The organism is Methylomonas sp. Uni0009 (assembly GCF_054188105.3).
On the sequence record NZ_JBTAFN010000001.1, the window covers coordinates 447,181 to 471,141 of the forward strand.

A 23,961-nucleotide genomic window follows, 5' to 3' on the forward strand; every position below is an offset into this window, starting at 1 on the left:
AACCCGTCTCAGCCGGCTAAAGGTGCGGATCGCGCTGCAAAACATCCAAGGCTTGGTCGAAAGCAAACACCTCGACATGCCGCAGCAACGATGCGACACCCTCGTGGCCAAAAGCTTGCCGTAATTGCTCCCGATGGTTTTGTACATAAACTTGCGATTGAATATTGCCCTCCTCCAGTAATATCCGCAGGCCTTCGACCACCGCACGCAGCGCTTCCTCGGAATAGATGGGCGGCGAAATGTCTTGAAGCGCAGGTTCAGCCGGCAACACATCGAGAATCTGCGCAATAAACCAGGCGAGTTGCTCCGTCAATTGTTTGAGCGGAATTTGCAAGGACTCGGCCGCTGCGGCCGCGCGCTGTTTTAACGTGATCTCAATACCCTCGGCGGTCTCCCGGATGTGGGTTATTCCCAAGGTTGCGGCACTGCTTTTTAAGGAATGCGCGGCTCTTTGTGCGGACTCCCCATCGCCCACCGCCAATAAATGCCGGATATTGTCGACTTCGGCCGCATGCCGCTGCGCGAAATGGCGTAACTGGCGCAAATAAAACGGCAGCTTGTGTTGCAGATTGTGTAAACCGGCCTGCAAATCCAGGCCCGGAATGTTCGCCAAACGCTCGAGCAGCGCCGCGTTGCCGTCGTTTTGCTCATCCGGGGTTTTATGACCGCGGGCAGGCGGGCTGGGCGGCAAAGGCGGCATCCAGCGTAACATCACGTCGTACAGCACCTCCGGATTCACCGGTTTGGGAATATGATCATTCATCCCAGCGCTCAGACAGGCGCGCCGATCTTCGTCAAAGGCGTTGGCGGTCATGGCCAATATCGGCGTCTTTTCCCGCCCCGGCATGCGCCTGATCGCCAGACTGGCGGCCATACCATCCATCTCCGGCATTTGCACGTCCAGCAGAATCAGGTCGTACAACTGTTTGGCGGCCATATCGCAAGCGATCCGGCCGTTTTCGGCCAAATCGACTACCAAACCGGCGTCTTGCAACAACTCCAACGCCACTTCCTGATTGATCAGATTGTCTTCGGCCAATAACACCCGTCGGCCTTTTAGGCGGGATAAATCCGGATGCCGCGCATCCGCGGGCGCTTTTTGCCGCCATCCCGACAGCACGCCGGCAATCGTATCGTGTAAGGCCGACAGCGTCACCGGTTTGGCAAGATGCCCCACAATCCCGACGCTGTACAAGTCCTCGGCGCTGCCGTCGTAACTATAGGCGGTCACCAAGACAATTTTCGGTAAGGCCTCGCCGAGGATTTCGCCCATCCGGCGCGCGGTTTGAATGCCGTCTACCCCCGGCATCATCCAGTCCATCAGCACCAGATCGAACGGTGCATCGGCTTGCCGGGCATCGACAACCTGTTGCACGGCCGCCAAACCGGAATCGGCGACGCTCACCCGCGCCTCGAACCGCGTCAGCATGTGGGCGATGGCTTCGCGGGCCTCGGCCACATCGTCTACCACCAATACTTTTAAACCTTTACGAATATCCGGCTTAGGCAATTGCAGCGCCGACCCCACCGCATACTCAAACGGCAATTCCAGCCAAAACGTACTGCCGTGCCCCAAGTTGCTCTGCACACCCACCGTGCCGCCCATCATTTCGATCAGACGCTTACTGATGGCTAGGCCTAAACCTGTGCCGCCGAAACGCCGCGACGTGGTGGAATCGGCTTGTTCGAAGGCTTGAAACAAACGGCTGCATTGCTCGGCATTCATGCCGATGCCGGTGTCGCTGATTTCGAATCGAGCCACAATCCCCACCGGATTTTTGGCTAGCAATTTAGCCCGAAACACGATGTGTCCGGCGTCGGTAAACTTGACGGCATTACTGGCAAAATTGAGCAAAATTTGTCCCAGCCGCAGCGCATCGCCGCGTAACACCGCCGGTAGCGCCGGGTCGATACGGTTAATCACTTCCAAACCTTTCTCGGCGGCGCGGTCGCAAATCAGGTCGTTCAAACTTTTGAAAACCTGGTCGAGATCGAAATCGCCGATGTCCAACACCAATTTGCCGGCTTCGATCTTGGAGAAATCCAGAATGTCGTTGATGATGCCCAGCAAATGCTGGGCAGCGACCGAAATTTTCGCCAGCTGTTCACGTTGCTTGGCATCCAGCGTGGTGTTTTGCAGCAAATGCGTCAAACCAATAATCGCGTTCATCGGCGTGCGGATTTCGTGGCTCATATTCGCCAAAAATGCACTTTTCGACACATTGGCCACTTCCGCTGCTTGCATCGCATCGGCCAATTGTTCGGTGCGTTCAACCACCAATTCTTCCAGATGCTCGCGATAGCTCTCCAACTCTAGGAGCATCTGCTTCTTCTCGCTGATGTCGTCCTTGATCGCCATGTAATGGCTAATCCGCCCGTCTTGCTGGCGAATTGGCGCCACGATAGCCGATTCCACAAACTCGCGGCCATCCTTGCGCTTATTGATAAACTCGCCCTGCCAGGACCGGCCGTGCGTCAAATTATCCCAAAGCACCGCAAAATACTCCGGCTTGGTTTTGCCCGATTTAAACAGACTGGCTTTTTGGCCCAACAGCTCGGAGCGCGTGTAGCCGGTGGTCTGGATCACGGCTTCGTTGACGTATTCGATGCGCGCATCCAGGTCGGTGATAACGATGCTCTCCGGGCTTTGCTCGACTACCAAGGATAATTTGCGCAGCGTCTCCTCCGCACGCTTACGCTCGGTGATGTCCATCAACGTTGCCAGTAAATTGTCGCCTATCGTCACCCCGGAGATGATGGCGGTGCGCACGTCGCCGTTTTTACAGGTCACTTGATATTCGTGAGATTCTATCGGTGCCTGCTGCTCGGCCGCGCGCTGCTGCAAATTCTGCCAGGTGTCGAAAACTGTTTGCCGGTAAACCGGATCGGGATACGCATGCTGCCACCAATCCTCGACGGTTGGGATGTCGGACAAGGTATAACCAAAGGTCCGGGCAATAGACTGGTTCAAAGCCAGCATAGTACCGTCGGCGGCGACCAGCGCCATCGGCACCGGCGCCACATCGAACAATTTACGGAAATTAGCTTCGCTTTCCCGCAGCGCCGCCTTGATACGCTTACGCTCAGTGATGTCGCGGACGATCTTCGACGCGCCGATGACCTTGCCGTCGCCATCTTTGATAGCCGAAATCGTCGAGGCGACCTCGATCCGGCTGCCGTCTTTACGCACCCGCTGGGTTTCGTAATTGCTGATCCGCTCGCCGTTTAAAATCCGCTGGAGCAAGTCGGCTTCCGTGATCACCAGTTCGGCGGGAAACAGCAGCGTGATCGGCTGACCAATAATTTCAACGGCGCTGTAACCGAAAATACGTTCGGCCGCGGGGTTCCAACTGGTAACGATTCCGTCCAAATTTTTGCCGATAATCGCATCGTCGGAAGAATTGACCAGCGCCGCCAACTGGGTACGTTCCGCCACCAAGCCCTGCTCAAGCAATACGTTCGCCGCCTTCAGAGCCTGCTCGACCCGCTCACGTTCGGCCACTTCCTGCTGCAACTGGGCGTTGGCCTCGCGTAACTGCGCCGGACTGGGCAATTGCAGCGCTTTGGGAATCAGCGGTATCAGCACCGCCACCGTTATCACCGAAACTATCGCCGTCACCACTTTGGCAAACGCATCCAGTCCGTAAAGTGGTTCCCAAATCACCACGACATCCATCAGATGCGTCGTACCGCAGGCCAGAATGAACACCACAAACAGCCACAACACCCGGACATACGGAAAATCCTGCCGATGCCGCGCGAAATAACCCAAGGCAACCGGCAGCAAAAAGTAGGACAGGAATATCAAGCCATCGCTAATCACGAAGGTCCACAACAAACCCGGCGACCAGCTCAGGCAATAGCCATGCGGCATAAAATTATTGTCGGTCAGGAACTTTAGAATGTCATTCATGGCAGGAAGATCGGTAATAGTGATTTGCACGATTTAGGGAACTTGAACGACATACCGTCGCCCCGTATCCGTTAGCTAACGCATAACCCGCATTTGGATTCTCTAAATCCGATACAACTAAACATAGCAGCTAGCCCAAACAGCGTAAGGTTTAGCCACTTTTTATGTGGAATTAAATGCTGGCAGCAGGTAGATGGTTGGGGGGAATACGCTTGGATTATTGACCCGGCCCTATTTATCACGGATGTGCCGTTCGGGCTGAGTGCTCCGGCGGGAGGCCGGGGAATGCCGAGGTCACATCATCAAGACTCATTTCCCGGATAACTGCTTCAATGAGGCCCCGGCGGGAGGCCGGGGAATGCGGTTAAGTTGGTCTGGTCGGTAATGTCGGGATGTTGCTTCAATGAGGCCCCGGCGGGAGGCCGGGGAATGCGTTGTTCAGCAAGTCGGTGATATTGATCAAACAACCGCTTCAATGAGGCCCCGGCGGGAGGCCGGGGAATGCCTCTCGATCATCACTCGGTCTCCTGCACTGTCACGGTGCTTCAATGAGGCCCCGGCGGGAGGCCGGGGAATGCGTTTTCGCCGTGCGTGACTTCAAGCGCGCGAATCGTTCGCTTCAATGAGGCCCCGGCGGGAGGCCGGGGAATGCGCTGGATAGTGCCGTGAACAAAACCCCCGAAAACATTGCTTCAATGAGGCCCCGGCGGGAGGCCGGGGAATGCGGTGATCGGGCTGGATAACACTGCCATAATCACTGCGCTTCAATGAGGCCCCGGCGGGAGGCCGGGGAATGCACAAACAGGACAAGCCCAGACAGACGCGCAAGTCTGGCTTCAATGAGGCCCCGGCGGGAGGCCGGGGAATGCCACCGCCGCAATCTATATCGGGACATCCCTGCAAAGGGCTTCAATGAGGCCCCGGCGGGAGGCCGGGGAATGCTTTGCCGAACGGTATCGACATAAGCGCCAACAATATGCTTCAATGAGGCCCCGGCGGGAGGCCGGGGAATGCGTAGCCCCGAGGGAAAACCCACCACTCCAAACACCAGCTTCAATGAGGCCCCGGCGGGAGGCCGGGGAATGCCTGAAACCATTACTATCGGTAGGCCAACAGGTCTACGCTTCAATGAGGCCCCGGCGGGAGGCCGGGGAATGCCGAGTTTTTATCATACAAGATGGCATAAGGTTGGCTTGCTTCAATGAGGCCCCGGCGGGAGGCCGGGGAATGCTCCCCTTTCTACCGGTAACGGTCCTTATTCTGCGGTTGCTTCAATGAGGCCCCGGCGGGAGGCCGGGGAATGCGCTGACCATCGGCGGCGTTAAGTCCAGCAAGGATTTGCTTCAATGAGGCCCCGGCGGGAGGCCGGGGAATGCCCTTTATAGCTCCAGATGCCGTATCGCCTGTACCTGTAGCTTCAATGAGGCCCCGGCGGGAGGCCGGGGAATGCAAGGTAGAAGCCGCTAGACAAGGGGTTTTAACCTATGCTTCAATGAGGCCCCGGCGGGAGGCCGGGGAATGCCCAAAACAGCCTGCACCTAGTTTCCATGGACTTTCTAGCTTCAATGAGGCCCCGGCGGGAGGCCGGGGAATGCCTCGCCCACAGACACGCCACCACGCCACCACGCACCCACTCAGCGCTTCAATGAGGCCCCGGCGGGAGGCCGGGGAATGCCGATACGGCATGTTTTCAGCTATCGAGTTTGCTATAGAAGCACAGTGGCTTCAATGAGGCCCCGGCGGGAGGCCGGGGAATGCAGCGGTCATTGCTGGTTTTTCGCATGGCCAATGTTGCTTCAATGAGGCCCCGGCGGGAGGCCGGGGAATGCCATGCTTACAGATGGGGAGCCAATGCAAAACGTACCAGCTTCAATGAGGCCCCGGCGGGAGGCCGGGGAATGCAGTACCGCGGTTCGAAGGTTATTGCCATATGCAACCAGCTTCAATGAGGCCCCGGCGGGAGGCCGGGGAATGCACAAGGCCGTTATTTTATTCAGTATCGGTCTATGGTTGCTTCAATGAGGCCCCGGCGGGAGGCCGGGGAATGCTGGCGGTCGGCGTCCAGGCAGCGATCGACAAACCAGGCTTCAATGAGGCCCCGGCGGGAGGCCGGGGAATGCGCTGCGGATCTATGAACTTTTACTGACCGCCACCCGCGCTTCAATGAGGCCCCGGCGGGAGGCCGGGGAATGCATTGACCACCTCGCGCGTATCTGGCCAGCCCATGCCACCGCTTCAATGAGGCCCCGGCGGGAGGCCGGGGAATGCGCCAATGCCGGCTATTTAGAAGTGCACGACGGCAACGCTTCAATGAGGCCCCGGCGGGAGGCCGGGGAATGCCCGCGCAAGACGGTGAGCAAGGTCTTGCTCTTTGGAAGCTTCAATGAGGCCCCGGCGGGAGGCCGGGGAATGCCAAACTGAATTTTGAATCACGATCCAGACCGTATGCGCTTCAATGAGGCCCCGGCGGGAGGCCGGGGAATGCTAACGATGATTGCGATTTAAAACGGAAGTCGTATGGCTTCAATGAGGCCCCGGCGGGAGGCCGGGGAATGCGTGGAAAGACCGCAACACCAACGAGCGCAAAGAGGGCTTCAATGAGGCCCCGGCGGGAGGCCGGGGAATGCGGCCAACAGCGACCCAGGCGCATATCGCCCCGCGCGCTTCAATGAGGCCCCGGCGGGAGGCCGGGGAATGCGATAATTTGTTTAATGCTTACTGCGTTGACGGTTCTCGCTTCAATGAGGCCCCGGCGGGAGGCCGGGGAATGCCTAACCGCCAATCATCAACAAAGCAATGAAACGGACGAGCTTCAATGAGGCCCCGGCGGGAGGCCGGGGAATGCGAAATCGTAAGGCGTACCATCTTCCAGCGCGCCTTTTGCTTCAATGAGGCCCCGGCGGGAGGCCGGGGAATGCTTCGCCTCCTCTCTTAGTGTTTCGATAAACTCTAAGCTTCAATGAGGCCCCGGCGGGAGGCCGGGGAATGCAGCGCGGGCTGGAGGCCATGATTGGCGGGGCCTGCGCGGGCCGTTTGCGAGGACTACGTAAAACGGCCGTTCAACTTTAGCGGAAAAGTTTGCGCCGCGCCAATCCAATTTGCTAAGTATTTGATTGTTAAAGAGCTGCCGGCTTGCGAGAGCTGACCGGTTTTTGCGCGCCACTACAGCGCTCGCAAAGCGGCGGCGGAAAATCCACATCAGACGATGACCGGCTGCCGTTCCACCACGTCGAAATCCTTGCCCAAACTGACCACCGAGGGCTTGACCGTTTCCGCCGGCCCAACATTTATAATCAGAACATGGTCGTCGCTATGATGGATGATGCCATCCAGCAACGAGACCAATTCCGCATGGCGTTTGCGGCTCAACCGGCATTGAAACACCGACAATTGCAGCCAATCGCCGTAACCTTTCATCAGCCGAAACACCCGCCGCCAGCGTTTGGTATCGCTGATGTCGTAAGTGACGATATACAGGTGTTCGTAGGCAGCCATCAGCGGGTGGTGAAGTTGGGATATTCCGGCAATTCACCGAGCAAATAGCGGCCGAACAAGCGCGCCTGAATCTCGAACACCTGCCGATAATTGGCCTTGTAGCCGAAGATGGGATGCGTTACTTCCTGGCTCAAGCGCCGTTCGAAAGCGGTGATGAAGCGCTTGCGGCCGCCCTCGTTCAGGGCCACGCTGCCGGCGGCACAGATAAAGTCGGTGGGCCGCACTTCGCCGTTATTTATGACTTGCAATACCGTGGAATCGGCGATGATGGGCCGAAACGGTTCCATCAAATCCAGCGCCAACGCCGGGCGGCCGTAACGCGGTTGGTGGTAAAAGCCGCGATACGGGTCCAGGCCAACCGCGCTCAGATTCATGGTCCAGGTGCGTACCAGCATGGCATACGCAAACGACAGCAAGGCGTTGACCGGATCGGTGGGCGGGCGGCGGTTGCGGGTGTTGAAGTCAAAACTCATCTGTTTGCTGTCGTCCGGCTTTTTGATCAATTTATCGAACGCGCCGAAATACAAGGCCGCCGCCGCGCCTTCGATACCCAACAATTGCGGTAAATCCAGCGCACGTTGCGATTTGTCGGCCAGGGACTTCAGCGGTTCCAGCAACATTTCCACCGGCTCGTCGGCGCGCCAATTGCGCCGGGCCTGGGTTCGGCAATTCTGGATTTTGGCGCGCACCAGATTGCGGGCAATTGCCAGACAGGTTTTGTCGTCGAAACTGGCTTTATATTGGGCGGTGCGCAACTCGACATTCTTATGGCCGGTGCCGATGGTGTGGCCGACAAACCAGCCGCCGTAGCTGTGCCAACTGACCGGAATCTCGCGCTTCATCAGGTCTTGCAAACACGGCGTGGTGATGTAGACGTTGCCCATGACCACCACTTGCGAAGTGTCCACCAGCCGCGCGGTTTGGACTTTTTCGTCGTCGATGCTGATTTCCAGCTCCTCGCCCTTCTTGCCGATCTTGGCCTTCCAGGCTTGCACGTAAACCGGCAAGGCTTCGTCGCGCATCACCGCCAGCGGCCGGGGTTCGAGATCGGCGTGGCGCAGGTAATTGACTTCGTCCGGCAGACAAATACCCACCAGCGAGCAACCGGAGCATTTAGGACTGTCCTGCAAGGGTTCCGGAATATGGCCGCCGGCGGCGATCAGGCGCAGACCGTTGATGGCATTGGCGGTGAGTTGCTTCAATTCTTCGTCGAAAGCCACCCGCACCCGCTCGCGGCTTTGCACGAAATACAACGCGCCTTCTTCGCAGACATAACCGTGTTCCTGCAACACCATGCCCTGCACGCAAAGCTGTACCCGCTCCGGATCGTAAGCACCGCGCGCCACGTGCGGACGCTTGCCGCGTTTGTAATCGATGGGCGTGACCACGCCGTCCTCGGCTTCGATCAAATCCAGCTTGGCGATCAGGCCTAAACGGTTGGAAGACAGGGTAATCGAGCGGCCATGCAGCTTCTCGGCGTCGTCCAACTCGTCGGCTTCCGGAAAGCTTTTGGACGGCTTGTCCACCCGGCGATGGGCGTGGTCGCCTTCCACGGTGTCCGCCGACGCCGCCCATTCGCCCTGCACCCATTCCAGATAAGCCAAGCGCGGGCAGTACTGGTATTCGTTAATCATCCGCGCCGGCAATAAAGGCATGTCGCCGGAGAGCTCCGGGAACGGTAGCGGTAGCTCTAGCTGGATGGGGACTTGGTCGTCGGACATGATTCGCTCGATTGCTCTTAAAATTTAGTCAAGCCAAAACGCTTCGATCAATCCGCCTTCGGTATCGAGCAGCCACCACTCCAAGCCTTGCTTGGTGACCATTCGATGCAAAACATACCCCGGTTGCCAATACTGTAAAACGGCTTCGAGGATTAACGGCGGAATCTCCGGATGATCTAAGGGCACAGGCGCTTCTTCGGGCCAATCGCTTGTCGTTACATCGCACATATTAAAAAACCAGGTTTGTTATACGTTTTGTCATACAATTTGTCTGTCATTTTGTCTTTTGAAGGAGTCCGCCATGCCCGCCATCAGCCTACGTTTACCCGACGATGTGGAAGCCAACCTCAAAGCCGAAGCCCAATTGGAAGGCAAAAGCCAATCGGAAATCGCCCGCCTGGCGATCACCGAATACCTGGCCCGCCACGAACGCGAGCGGTTTATGGCGGAAATGGTGGCCGCGGCGCACGCCTTGGCCAACGATCCGCAAGCCAGGGCGGAAGCGCTGCAAATTGCCGCGGATTTCGACGCAGCGGACGATGGCCTGGACCGAATAATTGCTGATGAACGCGCCGCCGGTATCGACCCCGACGAAAAATGGTGGGAATGATGAAACGCGGCGAGGTGTGGACCGCCAATCTGAACCCCAACAAGGGCGCCGAAATCGGCAAAATTAGACCGGTGCTGGTGTTGCAGGACGATACGCTGATTACCGGCGGCCTGCCCACGATCGTGGTGGTGCCGCTGACCAGCCAGTTTCGGCCTAATCTGGCGCCGTTGCGGATACCGATTGCCCCGCAAGGCCGGTTGAAAGCCGCCAGTTACGTCATGGCCGAACAACTGCGCGCCATCGACCGCTCCCGCTTCGGCGAAGGCCCCCTCGCCACCGTCACCGCCGAGGAACTGGCGGCGGTGGAGAAGAGTTTGCGGGCGGTGATGGGGTTGTGGTGAGCCATTATTCATTGGCTTTTACCGGAGCAAACAAACCCAAGCCAAAATGGCAGCCAAAACCCAATGCCAGCGGGCCGGTAACCGGTTCGGCGAACGTCAGTTGCCAGAACGAACCTCGGGTATCCGGTTGCACCAGCCCCCTTTTGCTTCGAAAGCGGTGAAAGTCAATCGGGCGGAGTTCGCGGCCGTTGGGCTTAATGTTCGGTAACAGCCGGATTTCGGTAGGTTCGGCCCATTGGCGTTCCCAACATTCCCGGCGAATCTGCGCCGATACGTCGAAGTCTTTTTTGCAATGCCAAGGGTGCAGATACGGCGTTTGCGACTGCCAAACACTGGCGGTCTGGACGATAGGCGAGACGCTTTCGAAATCTTCACGCTGGCCGATATGCTCCAGCATTAAGTGCCATTCCTGGCCGTCAAAGCCTTTGACCGTTTTTAACGCGCCGAAAACCCGGCGCATGTCACCGTCAATACCGGCCGGGACGTGAATTAGCACGTGATCGAGCAGGCCGTTGGAGTCGGCTTGCGGCAGGTAAAAGGCGTGACAGTGGCGGTTATCGGCATTCAAGCCATGCCCGGACAGCAACGGAGGAATCGCGGTTTCGCCCAATGTCCATTTGGCCTTACCCATCACCGCTCGGCGCACGTGCTCGGCAAATCTGATGGTATCCAATTCGCGCATCAACGGCTTGCCGTAAACGGCGTAACGCACCGTGTCGGCGGACGGGCTTGGTTTAGGTTTGGCGCGGCTGGCAACGCTGCTTTTCAATGCTTGAATCGGGCGCTGATAGAGAATTTTTTGCGCGGCTGGCGGCGCGCTCCAGCCGGCGTTTTGCAAGTCGGCGGTGTCCAGGCTGACCGCCTCCAACCAACTGATCGGCAGGGTTTTCTTGATGCTTTTCGATTCGGAGGTTTTCAACTTACGCAAGGCTAAGCCGGACTGCATTTGCTGCTGAAAATTGGCGTAGGCATCGGGCGTAAGCGGTGCGAACAACTGCACCGGTTCGGTCTGAATCTCGCCGGTTTCCTGATCGATTTGGCTGCTTCCCGGAAAACAGTTTGGTTCTCCGTTCCAATCGCCGAGGCGCTTTGCTTCCACCCAGGATTCAGCGCGTCCGACATAGCAGATGCAGTTTAAAAGCTCGTCCAGCAATTTGGTTTGCGCCTCGTTCAGTCGGCATTCGGGCCAATGCACGATCAGCGCTTCAGTTGGATCGACGCGGGCAAAGGCGTCAAAAATCAATGTGGATTTTTGGCGATTGGGCATGTAGTGCCGGGTATGGCTGTGTACCGCCGTCGGCAACCGGTAATGTGGCGGTTCGTCCGCCAACAATCCGAGCAAGCTTGTCAGCAAAGTCTCAGGGTAAAGCTGATGGTCGAGTTTACGGTACCAGGTGGCAATCAAGGCGCGGGTCAAGCGCCATGCGTCGGGCGGCCAAGCCACGTCCGCCTCGTTGACGTGCCTGCCCCACGGCGTGGCGTGGTAACGCCCGCCGGGAAAGCTGAGCGATAGCGTAAGCATGGCTTAGTCCTCGCTTTCCGTTTCGGCCTTGGGCTTTTTGGCTTTGCCTTTTTCCCAGGTGACCGTGGTAACCCGCGGCTCGGCAAAGCGGTTTTCGGCGGCAACGGCGGCAATCAACCCCGGTAACACGGCTTCCAGGGTATTACGCTCAGGCAGTTCCCAAGCGTCTGGACGGGTAACGGTCAGTTGTTTGACATCCAAATCGCAGGCGGTGCGTAAGCGCAAACCGAAGTCCAGAACCGCCCGGATTTTGTAGAGCGCCAAGGCGATCAGCAATTGCTCCACCGCAATGCCCAGGCCGAAACCGCGTATTTGAGCGAGGTCGATGTTGAAGTAAGCAGTGATTTTGGGTGCTGTGTAGTCGCTGCGCGAATAAGGAACGTTGCCGAAACCTTTGGCGGTATCGCCGGACGGATTAACGTGGTCGTTTTTGACGCCGCCGCTTTGCGCCAAATTCACGTCTTCCGCTTCGATGAACGACGACACGACGCGGGGCAAGCGTAAGCGACCGCCTGCCAATTCTTTTTTCGCAAGAAACAAGCCGTGGAGCAAGGCGTTTGCGTCGTATCTCAGTACGACCGCAGCGAGCTTTTTGAGATCTACTGCCCCCTCGTCCATGTCCGCCAATTCGGCTTTCAATTTATCAAAGACTGTTTGGTCTTTTCCCTCAAGGACGTATGCCGAGTTTAGGCGGTGGGCTTCCTGTACTGTGTTGGTTAAAGGTTTCCCTTGATTATCAATCACCTTAATCAAGGGTAAGCCTTTTAGCGGGGCCACCCAATCATCATTCGGCGCATCCCAGCAAACGGTCTCCATCCGGTTAGCCATACTCTGCGCCGATTCCACCAGCAGTAGTCGATTTCCGTTGGGTCCATCGTAAACGGCGGCGCCCAAGTCGGGAAATCCGGTGGGCTGAAAACGCGCGCCTTGCAGGGGTTGTAATTCGGCCTCGATCAACAGTCTTGGGGCGGCGTGTAGAGCGGAAAAGTCGATACTCATGGTTTATCTCCTGGTAACAAAATAAAAATATGCAATTCCCTGGTTACCACGCGCTGCGTGGTAACCCGAATGCACCGCGCTGCGGTGCCTAGGCTGACCGCCGCGCGTTCAAGCCCGGTATTCCAACGCGGCGCGTTGGAACAAGGAATATGTGAGGTAAATGTCATTGGGCCGATTCGGCTTGCTGTTCCGTTGCTTTTTCACCGGTGCCCAGCGTCAGCAACAGACTTTTCAGTTGGCCGGATGCGAGCGGAAAAGCTAACGCCGCCAACAGGCGAGGCCCATCGATTCCAACTGCTCTTGGCGCTTGCTGCGGGAAATGCGGCAAACCGACGCCGACTTGGCGCAGCTTGGCCCAAGCCCAATCGACGGTTTTTTGCGTTTGATTGGCGGCCAACCAGGACAGTAACTCGCCGCGTAGCGGTAGCTTGGCATCCGCCGCCAAGAGACCGATTCTGACCAATTCGCGATCCGGCACGAAAAACGGCTTAAGCAAGGCATAGGCGGCGGGCAATGCGGCATGCCGAATTGTGGGTGTTTGAAGTCCGGTTGAGTTGAAGTCCTTGAGCAATGCCAAGCCCTGCACCAAGTCGCTGATCCGCCGATCATCCACAGAGCCAGCCAAAAATGCGGCTATATCGGCTTGATTGGCGCCGACACCATAGGCAAAGGGTTTGTCCTTATGTGAAAGCCGTTGCGCCGCCAGCCAGCGGCAACGCAGGGTTTCATTCAGATTTTGCGTGAGAGAACCTTCGCCCCAAACGGCCAGCCGCGATTCGTTGTCCCAGACATAGCCTTTCTTGTCGAGTTTGATGCCGGCAAAATGTAAGCGCATAGGCAAACCGGCAGATGTGTCGAAAACCGATTCGGTAGGGCTTTCCTGTAATGCGGATTTTGTTGATCCGCCGCCAACGGCTTTTAAGCCGGCCAAAGCGCAGGCTAATCGAAACTCCGGGCTGGCATCGTCGCTGGCGACCAGCCACTGCGTGCTTAATAAGGGTATCGATTGGTGAATGTCTTCTTTTGCTTTCGGGCTGATACTGACAGTGCGTTGAATTTTGCCGAGTAACATCAAAATGTCTTGGCAAACCCGACGATCCGCGCCGCGCGTGAGGTCGAACAAACGGTTTTCCAGTTGATGCGCCAATGAGGCCAATCGCGCCGACGCTTTGTCACTGCGGGCAAAGCGGCGCAAACCGTCCAAAAAGCGGTTGCGTTCCAAATCGTTAATCAATTCTGCCGATGGGTTAGCGCGCGTTGCAATCCGGCTTATCGGTGTAGCCAGATACGATTTACCGGAACGCATCATGAACCCGTAGCGCTGAAATTCGGTAATGCCGCGATCCACGCCCAAGGACGCCACGGCACGCGCGAAGTCCAAGCCGTCTTTGGCTGGTCTTCTGCCCACGGTGGCCCGGCCTTCTTGAAACAAGCCGTTTAACTCGTTTAGACCTGTCGCTTGATACCACACAGGCAACCAGATTTCGTCATGCGAATCCGCTTCGTCGTTTTGGTTGCCCGCACCACTACCGCCACCGGCCATCCGAACGGTGAAGGGGTAACTCAAACTACTGTTTTTATCCTGCTGCAAGCGTCTGGTGGTATTGGCGGCAAACAACAACGCCCCTTCCAGCATCAGCACAAAGTCCCAAGGATTTATCAGCGATTTGGCCTCGAAGCCCACCGTTGCGTTCGGGCCACCCGCGTTACCGGGGAAAAATTGTCCAATGGCCGCGTCTTTGTGCATCTGTGGTGTGGCATCGGCAAATAGCGAGTTTGATAGCCAAGCTGCGCTCGATACTGTCGCTTGGCCGGTAAGAGGGTCGAACAACTGTAGTTGCCGCTGCATGAAATTGTTGGTGAAGTCCAAGTTGCCATCATTGCCGCCGGTTCCAAGCAATGGCGGAAAAAAGGTTTTATCGGTGCCGATCAGCAAAACGGCGTCCAACCAACTAAGGAAAACATCGGGAAAGGTATTGCGGAAAATTTGCAGCATCAGGTCTTTGGCCTCTGCTTTTGGCGCTTCCTGGCAATCGTGCTTGGTCAGCAATGAGCGTATTTGTATTAGTACATCCCGATAAACAGCAAAACGGTCGCATTCGCTATCGATAAAAGCTTTAACCGTGCGAGTGGCTTCTGTCTCCTGATCTCGTACGCCGGTTTTTAATTTTTTTCCGGTTTCAGGATCGACGTTACTGGTCTTGCCTTCCTGAAAGTAAAATCCGCTCCCGCCATTCCAAGGCGCGGTAATCGGCGTGGGTCGATACTCATCCAGAAAAAACCGCAACAGACTTTCTTTATCCAAACTGCTTTGCAACACAAAGGCCTCGTCCCGCCAGCAACCTTTCGCATTCGGGTCTTTCTGCTCCGCGACCAAACGCAGTATGCCCAGCGCCTTCAGGTAATAGGCCAGCGGTGTAGGTGCGCAGCCTTTTAATTCGATTTCGTGGCTCATAGCGGATTCTCCGTACCCTCTTGTTGTTCGGCTTCCGAGGCGCGCCAGTCGGCGATGCGGACCAGGGTTTCGTACCAGGCCAGTTCGAATGGGCCGTATTCGCGCAATAGGTTCTGCACGCGCGTGGTCCAAGACGGCCCCATCACTTCGGTTTCGCCCAGTTGCATCAATTCCAGCCGCAACTCGGTAGCCGGCATGATTTGGTCGAGGATGGCAACTTCCGGCAAACGGTCGCCTTGGTAAACGCCACGGGCAAACAGGATATGCGGCTTGTCCTTGGGAGGCTTTTCGTCCGGCATGGCTCTGATGCTTAAGCGCACTTTGCCGTGGTGGGCGACGATCAAATAGGCAATCAGGTCGCGTTGCGGATGTTCGGCGTTGTTGATTAGCCACGCCAGCATGGAGGCCAGTTCGTGGCGGAAATATCGGCGTTGGTGACCGGCGTTTGCCGCGGATTTGGCCCAAAGCTTTTCATCGCTCAGCCGTTCATCTTGCAGCATGGTGTGTTGAAATACTTTGTGCGATTTACCCACGTCATGCCAAGCAGCGGCTGTAACTACCGCGTGTTTTCCAATTGCTTGGGCCTGCACCTGTTCTACCAAGTGTTGGGCATGTTCGAAAACATGCCGCAAATGAGCGGGCAGTTCTATCGCCTTGGTTTTACGGCTATCTTGGTCGCCGGTAAAACTGTCATCGCTTTGCGCCGCTTCCGACAACACGACCGGCATCGCTGGTTTTTTGATGGGATCGAAGCCTGATTCCAGATCGTAACCGCCGTGTCGGGCCAGCAAGAGCAAGGTCATGCCCGGAAATGGCTGATCGATCTTTTTCCAAGTTTTTGCCAAGCCGTCCCAGACGAAAGCGGCTCGCTCCTTGTCTTTGAAATAGTCTTTGATTTGTCCCATCGACACCGGGCAAAGCTCGCTATGCAAAGGTTGCGGTTCGTCAGTCTGCGGCTTTTCGATGTCGCGCCAAAACACCCGTAGTTGCGCCGCGCCTTGGTCACGGATGAATGGGGAAATGTCGGTGTCGAAGCCGCTCAGGTCGGCGTCGGTGTTGAACAAATCCAGAAAATCTTTTTTGCGCAGGACGGGATGAATCGCCTGTTCAGTGGTCACTTTCGGCAGTTCGGACGGCGTGGCGCTCTCCAGACTCAGCAAATGGCTGCGGCTAAGTGCAAAATCCTCCGGCGCGTAGGGCAAGGTATCGTCTTCGATGTCGATCCAGAAAATATCCGCGCCGCCGGTTTGGTTATATTCGCCGTAACGGTTGCAGCGCCCGAAGCGTTGGACCAACGACGACCACGGCGCAATCTCGGTAAACAAGGTCTTGCTGGAAATATCCACCCCGGCTTCGATGGCTTGGGTGGCGATGATGATGCGGCCCGCTTCCGGTGCCACTTGCTGTAAACGCTGGTTGAGTTGCCGCCGCTCTTGCAGCCGGAATCGGGCATGAACCAACAATAATTCCGCCGCCGGCTTTTGCTTTTTCAGTTGAGCATATATCTGCTGCGCGCGTTCGACCCGATTGACGATCACCAAACTGTTCGTCCCTAGTTGATGCTGTTGGCTAACCAGTTCGGCGAGTTGCGCGACGTAGTTTTTTTTGGTTTCGGTGCTTAGCAGGCATGCCGCTTTGGAAAGGCGCTTTATCGCCTTAATGCGTCGTTGTACCTCTGGCAGGGCTTGTTCGGCGCTGCTCAATGGCAAACTGATTGCCTTTGGCAAATAATCGGCAAAGTCTACTGTATTCAACCAATCGCGATTTAAGGTGGCGGAAACCCAAAGGCTTTTTGTGACGACACTGGTTGTCAGCGTACGCCGGAAGGCTTCCACTTGCGCGCTGGTCGATAAGCCCGCCCCCATCAACTGCACTTCGTCGAACACCCACAGTGCCTCGTTATGCAGCAAGGCAAAATGCACAGGCCATTGGTAACGGCTAACGCCGTAGCCGCGCATTAAGGCGCGCGACAACAGCATGTCCTGAGTACCGATCAGAATAGCGTCTTTTTCCGGTTGCATCACCCAGGATTGGCCGTCTTCGCCGCCCATCAAAATGTGAACATTGACTTGATCTTGCAGATTCAAGCGTTCTAGCCAGGAATCGATGTTGGCTTGGGTTTGCTCGACCAAAACCCGCATCGGTAAGCAGTACACCAGTCGGCGCGGCGTGTCGGCATCATGCGCGACTTGGCGTTTATAAAGCCACGCCAATATGATTGCGGCGGTTTTGCCGAGGCCGGTTGGAATTTCCAGGAAATCCGGCCAAGCAGCTTGGGCAAGGGTTTGTTGATACGGAAAAGGTTCCGCTAACAATGTTGCTTGTCTGAAAAATGCGCTGTAGTCGCTCATGGCAAACCTTTTGAATCAGGGTAAACGTTTTCTAACATGGCTCGGTCTCAGAACCTGAGGCCGAGATTTTTTTCGTACAACTATTTTTCAAGTCATCGGTAAAGCGCCAGCAACTTCTCCGCTTCTTGCCTGACCAACTCCCGCAAAAACCCCGGCTCCACTACCTCCACCTCGGCGCCGTATTTCAAAATATCCATCAGTAGCTCTTCGTGACGGTTGAAGGGGATGCGTAGTTGGTAGCGGCCATCGGTTAGCCACTCGTGTTCTTGTTGGCTGTGCCAGGTTTCGTCGGCTACCCAGCGGCCGGCTTTGGCGGAGAAATTGAGGATGGCGGTGTGTTTGGGCATGCCGGCGAAGATGCCGTAGGAGGAGCCAAAATGTTGTTGCAGCGTGGCCGGGTCCAGCAGTTGCGCCGGTTCGCCGCTGGCGGTTGCCGATCTGATGCGGTCCAGCGCGAAGGTACGCGGTTCGTTGCGCTGGTGGCAGTAGGCATCGAGGTACCAGTTGTCTTTGTACAAAACCAGATTTTGCGGCGATACCGATCGCTCGCTGGTTTGGTCGTCGCTGCGGGCGTGATACTGGATAATTAGCCGGTGTTGATTGAACAGGGCTTGGACCAAGGTCAGAAACAAGTCGTCGTTGCGGCTGCGGTAGGCTTGGCTAAGGATTTTGATGCGGCCCAATTGCGGGGTCTTAACGCCCGGCGAGCGGTCCAGCAGTTTTTGCAGATGGTCGCGGAGTTGGCCGATTTCATTTTGCAATAAGCCCGGCGCCAGGTTGCCGAGCAGGTGTTGGCAGGCGATCAGGGCTTGCAGTTCTTCGGCGGTGAGCCAGATGCCGGGTAGTTCGAACGGGTGGCGCGGGTCGTCGCGGTCGTAGTAGTAACCGCCGGCGCTGCGGTCGCAGACCAGCGGCGCGTTCAAACGGTAGCGCAAGTCGTCCACCAAGCGCTGACGGGTGGCTTTTGAGCAAACCAGTTCTTTGTCTATTTCTGATCCGGAAATCGGCGTGCGCCGGTGCTTGAGTACTCTGTGAAGCTTGACGATCTTGTCGAGGTGTTGCATGGCGGAAATCTCTATCCCTGATGATTTGTCGCTAACAGCTTAGACCAGTTTTTCAAGCGTGACCGGGCCGACTTTTACGGGCCTAGCTGAGTTTGCCAAAACCTATAAAGCCAGCCTCATGATGACACTTTTACCCGCTAAACTTGGCAAAGTGATGCCTTGTCTTACCAGCCTTGCTTAAGACATGCAAAAACTGCCATTGCCCTTTGGAAGAAGCTAGTGATAATGGGCTCAACAAAGCTTTAACCTTACATTACGTTCCTGACTCCAGCCCGCTTGCATATGAGGTAGGCAATTCAACGGCGCCCGCCTAAGTTGCTGGCCGCGGGCTGAACGCTCGTTAAAACTGCAGTCTATGACCGATTGAAACCATGGAAAACTCGACTTTATTGAACCGTTCGAAAAAAACCTCACTGCCCGAGCATTCGGTGCTTTTACCGATGATGCAGTTGATCTGGCGGCCGCTGGCGACGCTGGCCCGGATTCATAAGCAATACGGCGAGCTGGTGTTGGGACGGCTATTGGGCAGAAAAATTCTGTTCGTCTGCGACCCGGAATATATAGAGCAGATTTTCAATCTGGAGGGCAAGGGCCAGTTGAACCGTAATTTTCTTTATGGCGCCAAGAAATCGCTGTTCGGTAACGGCTTGGTCAATAGCGAAAGCCAGGTTTGGAGTAAACAGCGCCGCTTGATGCAACCGTTGTTTACCAAGGACACGGTTAAAAACTATGAGTTGATCATGGTCGAAGAAGCGGCGGCGATGGCTGAAGAGTTGAAAAAGGCGGCGTCAGGCCAAGTTGATTTAAGCACTGCGATTAAGCGGCTGATTCAGCGGATTTTTATCCGTATCCTGCTGGGCAAGTCCGTGGATCAGTTGAGCAACGGCGCGGAGCTGATCAAGGTGATTGAAATCATCTGTCAGGAGTTGCCGGTACAGTTGGGCAGCGAAATTGTGCTTGGCCGCCGTTTGAAACGCTTCATCCCGCTAAAATCGAAGCGTTATCTGACCGCCGTGAACTATCTGCAAACCTTTATCGGTGCGGAAATTGCGCAGACGCGGACGAATCCGGGACAAAGTCTGATATCGCAGTTAATGCAAGCCAGCGACCGGAGCACCGGCTATACGATGCCCGACAATTTGCTGCAAGACGAAGCCGTCAATCTGTTCTTCGCCGGCCAGGAAACCACCATCAATACCTTGGTGTGGTTTTTTTATTTAACCGGCAGGCACCCGGAGGTACGCGACAAGATAGCCGCCGAAATCCGCAGCTTGCCGAACGAAACCTTAAGCTCCGCGCACTTAGGCCAGCTGAGTTATACCAAAGCCGCGTTGAACGAAACCCTGCGCCTGTATCCGCCCACATCGGCGCTGTCCACGCAAACCGTTCAGGACATAGAGCTGGGTGATTATGCGATTCCCGCCGGCACCATCGTGTTATTAAGCATGCACACCACGCACCACAGCGCCCGGCTTTGGGACGGCCCGGACGCTTTTAATCCCGACAGATTTCTGGAAACCGCGACGCCCGGCGGACACAAATACGCCTTTTTTCCGTTCGGCGGCGGTTTGCATAATTGTATAGGGCGTCATTTCGCGGAGCTGGAAATGCTGTTGGTTATAGCCAGTTTTTTCAAGGCATTTACCTTCGAAACCGACATTTCCGTCAAAGAAGCCTTCAGCGTTACGTTGAAACCGGACCGTCCGGTTGTTGGCAGAGTGGAACCAATTGGTTAAGCTTACGGTCTGCGCTGACGGTTATAGCTAGTCGGCGTCGCACGGGCCGACTAGACGGCCTTTTTACGTAACAGGGAGCGTCATGAAACAGACCATTAGTTTTGTCACACTAGGCGTAGCCGATTTGGCTAGAAGCCGGCGTTTTTATAAGGCGCTGGGTTGGCAAGAATCGTCCGGCAGCCAGCAGGAAGTGGCATTCTTTCAGGTGGGGAGCCTGGCATTTGCGTTGTATGGCCGCGAAGCATTAGCAGACGACGCAATGGTATCGGCCAATGGCTCAGGCTTTGCCGGATTTTCGCTGGCTCACAACGTCGCATCGGCAAAAGAAGTTGACGCAACCTTGCTTGAAGCGGTTTCGGCGGGAGGTAAGCTGGTTCGTCCTGGCGAAAAAGCGGCTTGGGGCGGCTTCAGGGGGTATTTTTCCGACCCCGACGGCTTTCTCTGGGAGGTTTGTTTCAATCCTTTTTTTCCAATCGACCAACACGGTTTTGTGCAACTGCCGAACTAAACCAAGATTCCAATAACCCGCCTTGCACTGGCGTTATATCAGTTGCTCGGGCGTTATTGAGCAAAAACTGCAACCATTAATATTCAATAGTGGCCGATAAGGCCGGATAATCACATCAAAATGAAATTTAGAGTTTTTCTGCAAAGACTATCTCATCCTCGCGTTAGAAGACGATTAAAAATCGGCCTGTCCGTTTGGGGCGTGGCTATTGTCATTAGCCTGATTGCCAAACTGGCTTACGATATTGGTTATTTTAAAGCGCAATCGTTAATAAACGATAAAAACTCGGCAACCCCTAATATCACCCAGATACTAACCATAGAATCGGCTCAGCGCATAGTATCCGGAGCTTTAAAAGAAGATCCTGATTATCCAAAGACCATTGTGACGCAGGTTATTGATAACAACCAAAAGCTGGCGACTATTATTGTCGAAAATAACAAGCAAAGAAAAATAGGCTGGATTATCGATATGCGCTTGTTTTTTACCGGCGATTTATTTAATGACAACGGCTATAACTTAACCGAATCTATTGAGCATCAGCATAATATCAGTAGAGGCGAAAACTGATTATTAATCCGCCCCTGGCCAATATCGTCGCTCCCGCGCAGGCGGGAGCACAGCGGCTATACCGAATCGCTGCGTGGTCCAAAGGCTCCGGACTGCAAAGTCCCGGTTAATCCATTTGCGCAAAGACCGGTTATCCAAGCCGCCAAACAGGCTGTTGAGAGCCGCCTGACAAACTGCTACCATCGGCGGACAATATCCTCATTGATCTATCTCAGCGCGATATTCTCTTTGCTTCCAAACAAAATCTCAGCGGATTTAAGGACCTAAACATGCCGATTATTGCGTACCAATCCCTTAACTCTAACTCCAGTTCCGAGCACGGTATCAGCGCCTCCAATTCTCAGTACTTCACGAGAATGACACATGAGCATATGGCGCAAAATTCGGCCCCCTGGAATCTGGTTCTGCCGACCGCGCCCGATATTTCGCCGGACATTCCGGTACAAGGACCAGCCGAACTGCGTTCGACAGCGTCGTCCGGATACATGGATAAAGGCCAACACAGCAACGACAGTTTTTCGAGTATGGTTGCCAATAAGGTCCGGCAAATTTACCAAAACCTGATACGCGCTTTCGGCGGCGCCGATTTACTGGTGTGCGGCGAACTGGACAGCAGCCATTCGGACTGGACATCCCTGCATAGCAACGCCGGGCAATTGATTCATACATCCTCGCCTGCCAAGGCTTGTAATTGCTTTAGCGTCCATTCCACTAAAGATGCGGCCAACAAATTTCTGGGCGAAGGCGACGGTTGGCTGGCGATAGCGTGTTACAACATCATCGTGGTATTCGTACACGTGCCAAATTCCATCGCCAAAGATGAAAATAGCCTGATGAGCTATTACCAAAAAATTAACAGCGTGGTGATTCAAGCCGGACTGGGGCCGATTGACGTGGTAATGGGCGATACGAATCAGCCGACCAACGATTTTACCGCCAGAGTGCTTAGTCGAGCGTTGGGCATCAAATTTAGCGACGCCCACCCCGGTGACAGCATAAATCCCTTCGACTCGCATCAACGCAGCTTTGAAGGCACTAACAGCACGGCCACCAAAAAATACGATGTAGCCGTTTTTAACACGACTAGCCTAAAACTGGCGGAAGTCGTCTACCTCTCACAATCGACGCCGGTGAGCGGCGGCGGCAGATATACAGCGGCTGTTACCGATCACATGGGTATTGGTTTAAGAATAGAAAAATAATCGGCATTTCCTGTATTTACATCGCGGACAGGTCTCTAGCGTTGCTACCTAGCCGCGCAAATGTCCATCCCCATACGCCACCCACTTGTAGGTGGTGAGTTCATCCGGCCCGACCGGGCCGCGGACGTGGAGTTTATCGGTGCTGATACCCACCACCGAACCCAAGCCGTAATCGCCACCGCCCGATAATCTGGTCGAGGCGTTAATCATCACCGACGCCGAATCCACCTGTTCCTCAAACTGCCGAGCCAGGCTTAGGCTTTGCGTGACGATACCGTCGGTATGGCCGGAACCGTAGCGGTTGATATGGTCTATTGCTTGTTGAATGCCGTCGACAATCTTCACCGAAAGTATCGGCGCCAGATATTCGCTATGCCAGTCTTCCTCTGTCGCTGGAACTACACCCGGTAACAGTTTTAGGGTTTGTTCGCAGCCGCGCAATTCGATATGGTTTTCAGCAAATGCGGTTTGAAGTAGTGGTAATAGCTGTGCGGCGCATGCACTGTCCACCAGTAAGGTTTCCAGCGAGTTACAGACTTGCACACTTTGGCATTTGGAATTCACGGCCAAGGCAACGGCTTGTTCCGGGTCGGCATCGGCAGCAAGATACAAATGACAAATGCCGTCGTAATGCTTGATAACCGGAATCCGCGTGCCTTCGGCGATGCGCTTGATCAAGCCTTTGCCGCCGCGCGGAATCAATACGTCGATGTATTCATCCATTTTCAACAGCTCGCCCACCGCTTCGTGGCCGGGCGTGCGGATGATCTGTATCGCATGTTCCGGCAGACCGGCCGCGACCGCGCCGGCAATCATCGCATCGGTGAGTATCGCGTTGGTTTGCAAGGCTTCCGAGCCGCCGCGCAGGATCACCGCATTGCCGCTTTTGATGCACACCCCGGCGGCGTCGGTGGTGACGTTGGGGCGCGACTCGTAAATAATGCCGATCACGCCGAGCGGCACCGATTTTTTGTACACCCGCAGTCCGGCCGGATTGGTATGGCCGGTCAGTATCCGGTTCAATGGGTCCGGCAATTGCGCCACTTTTTTCAGGCGCGACAACATGTAATTAAAGGTTTTATCGTCTATCGTCAGCCGCTTCACCATCGCCTCGGATTGTCCTTCGTCGCGGGCTTTGACAATTTCCTGGGCATTGACGTCCAACACCTGCTGCCTGACCGAGTCCAGCGCTTCGGCCATTTTCGCCAGTGCCAGATTGCGCGCAGATTCGGACGCTGATGCTAATTGGCGCGACGCGGCGCGGCTTTGTTGGGCGATGGTTTGGATGGTGTTGATAGTCATATGTCTTAAAAAATTGATTTTGAGGCTGCTGATACTGACCGGTTTTTTCACGTAAGGAATTAAAGGTCACCAGCGCTCGCACCTCGAAGAATAATCTACACCCAAATCTTACGTTGGGTATGGCGAGTTTACTACCTACCAATCACGTTCAAGACGCTGCACCTTGCATATC

At 55.6% G+C, this 23,961-nt stretch carries 16 protein-coding genes and 1 CRISPR repeat array; of the genes, 6 read left to right on the forward strand and 10 right to left on the reverse strand.

Annotated features, from left to right (window positions below; genetic code table 11):
- Positions 1-16: 16 nt before the first annotated feature.
- From ACWAU0_RS02135 to ACWAU0_RS02150, 4 genes are all read right to left on the reverse strand, one after another.
- Positions 17-3,913 carry a PAS domain S-box protein gene (locus ACWAU0_RS02135; RefSeq protein WP_319961259.1) on the reverse strand — a complete coding sequence of 1,299 codons (3,897 nt, stop codon included), beginning with the start codon at positions 3,911-3,913 and terminating at the stop codon, positions 17-19.
- 326 nt (positions 3,914-4,239) lie between these two features.
- Positions 4,240-6,902: direct repeats of the CRISPR family, unit length 36 nt; unit sequence GCTTCAATGAGGCCCCGGCGGGAGGCCGGGGAATGC.
- 209 nt (positions 6,903-7,111) lie between these two features.
- On the reverse strand, positions 7,112-7,408 hold the full coding sequence (cas2, locus tag ACWAU0_RS02140) for a CRISPR-associated endonuclease Cas2 (RefSeq protein ID WP_319961260.1): 297 nt from the start codon (positions 7,406-7,408) through the stop codon (positions 7,112-7,114).
- Complete coding sequence (cas4g/cas1g, locus tag ACWAU0_RS02145) at positions 7,408-9,129, reverse strand: CRISPR-associated endonuclease Cas4g/Cas1g (protein WP_319961261.1); 1,722 nt, start codon at positions 9,127-9,129, stop codon at positions 7,408-7,410. Before cas4g/cas1g ends, cas2 begins: the two co-directional genes overlap by 1 nt.
- Positions 9,130-9,153: 24 nt before the next feature.
- Entirely contained in the window at positions 9,154-9,357 is a 204-nt protein-coding gene (locus tag ACWAU0_RS02150; RefSeq protein WP_458138171.1) for a hypothetical protein, read from the reverse strand.
- A gap of 73 nt (positions 9,358-9,430) precedes the next feature.
- Between ACWAU0_RS02150 and ACWAU0_RS02155 the strand changes: the two genes are divergently transcribed.
- Together ACWAU0_RS02155 and ACWAU0_RS02160 are read left to right on the forward strand one after the other, a co-directional pair.
- Positions 9,431-9,739 (forward strand): ribbon-helix-helix protein, CopG family, encoded by a 309-nt coding sequence (locus tag ACWAU0_RS02155; RefSeq protein WP_319961263.1) that lies wholly within the window; start codon positions 9,431-9,433, stop codon positions 9,737-9,739.
- On the forward strand, positions 9,736-10,080 hold the full coding sequence (locus ACWAU0_RS02160) for a type II toxin-antitoxin system PemK/MazF family toxin (RefSeq protein WP_523070754.1): 345 nt from the start codon (positions 9,736-9,738) through the stop codon (positions 10,078-10,080). The genes ACWAU0_RS02155 and ACWAU0_RS02160 overlap by 4 nt, the downstream gene beginning before the upstream one ends.
- A 4-nt stretch (positions 10,081-10,084) precedes the next feature.
- Here the strand turns inward: ACWAU0_RS02160 and csb2 are convergent, their stop codons facing one another.
- From csb2 to ACWAU0_RS02185, 5 genes are all read right to left on the reverse strand, one after another.
- The gene (csb2, locus tag ACWAU0_RS02165; protein ID WP_458138173.1) at positions 10,085-11,602 is read right to left on the reverse strand and encodes a type I-G CRISPR-associated protein Csb2; all 1,518 of its coding nucleotides are present in this window, start codon (positions 11,600-11,602) and stop codon (positions 10,085-10,087) included.
- 3 nt (positions 11,603-11,605) lie between these two features.
- A complete protein-coding gene (cas7g, locus tag ACWAU0_RS02170) occupies positions 11,606-12,601 on the reverse strand; it encodes a type I-G CRISPR-associated RAMP protein Csb1/Cas7g (RefSeq protein ID WP_319961266.1) in 996 nt (331 codons plus the stop codon).
- A 163-nt stretch (positions 12,602-12,764) separates the two neighbouring features.
- Entirely contained in the window at positions 12,765-15,056 is a 2,292-nt protein-coding gene (cas8g1, locus tag ACWAU0_RS02175) for a type I-G CRISPR-associated protein Cas8g1/Csx17 (protein ID WP_319961267.1), read from the reverse strand.
- Positions 15,053-17,407: a type I-G CRISPR-associated helicase/endonuclease Cas3g gene (gene cas3g / locus ACWAU0_RS02180; protein ID WP_319961268.1), complete on the reverse strand. Its 2,355-nt coding sequence runs from the start codon at positions 17,405-17,407 to the stop codon at positions 15,053-15,055. The genes cas8g1 and cas3g overlap by 4 nt, the downstream gene beginning before the upstream one ends.
- Positions 17,408-17,499: 92 nt before the next feature.
- Positions 17,500-18,471, reverse strand: a complete 972-nt coding sequence (locus ACWAU0_RS02185; protein WP_458138174.1) for a helix-turn-helix transcriptional regulator — start codon at positions 18,469-18,471, stop codon at positions 17,500-17,502.
- A gap of 371 nt (positions 18,472-18,842) precedes the next feature.
- Between ACWAU0_RS02185 and ACWAU0_RS02190 the strand changes: the two genes are divergently transcribed.
- From ACWAU0_RS02190 to ACWAU0_RS02205, 4 genes are all read left to right on the forward strand, one after another.
- Entirely contained in the window at positions 18,843-20,207 is a 1,365-nt protein-coding gene (locus ACWAU0_RS02190; RefSeq protein WP_458138175.1) for a cytochrome P450, read from the forward strand.
- 82 nt (positions 20,208-20,289) lie between these two features.
- Positions 20,290-20,715 (forward strand): VOC family protein, encoded by a 426-nt coding sequence (locus ACWAU0_RS02195; RefSeq protein ID WP_458138176.1) that lies wholly within the window; start codon positions 20,290-20,292, stop codon positions 20,713-20,715.
- 120 nt (positions 20,716-20,835) lie between these two features.
- Positions 20,836-21,285 (forward strand): hypothetical protein, encoded by a 450-nt coding sequence (locus tag ACWAU0_RS02200; RefSeq protein WP_165786281.1) that lies wholly within the window; start codon positions 20,836-20,838, stop codon positions 21,283-21,285.
- A gap of 269 nt (positions 21,286-21,554) precedes the next feature.
- Entirely contained in the window at positions 21,555-22,487 is a 933-nt protein-coding gene (locus ACWAU0_RS02205) for a hypothetical protein (protein WP_240617990.1), read from the forward strand.
- 48 nt (positions 22,488-22,535) lie between these two features.
- Here the strand turns inward: ACWAU0_RS02205 and ACWAU0_RS02210 are convergent, their stop codons facing one another.
- Positions 22,536-23,840 carry a glutamate-5-semialdehyde dehydrogenase gene (locus ACWAU0_RS02210; RefSeq protein WP_523070755.1) on the reverse strand — a complete coding sequence of 435 codons (1,305 nt, stop codon included), beginning with the start codon at positions 23,838-23,840 and terminating at the stop codon, positions 22,536-22,538.
- Positions 23,841-23,961 lie beyond the last annotated feature (121 nt).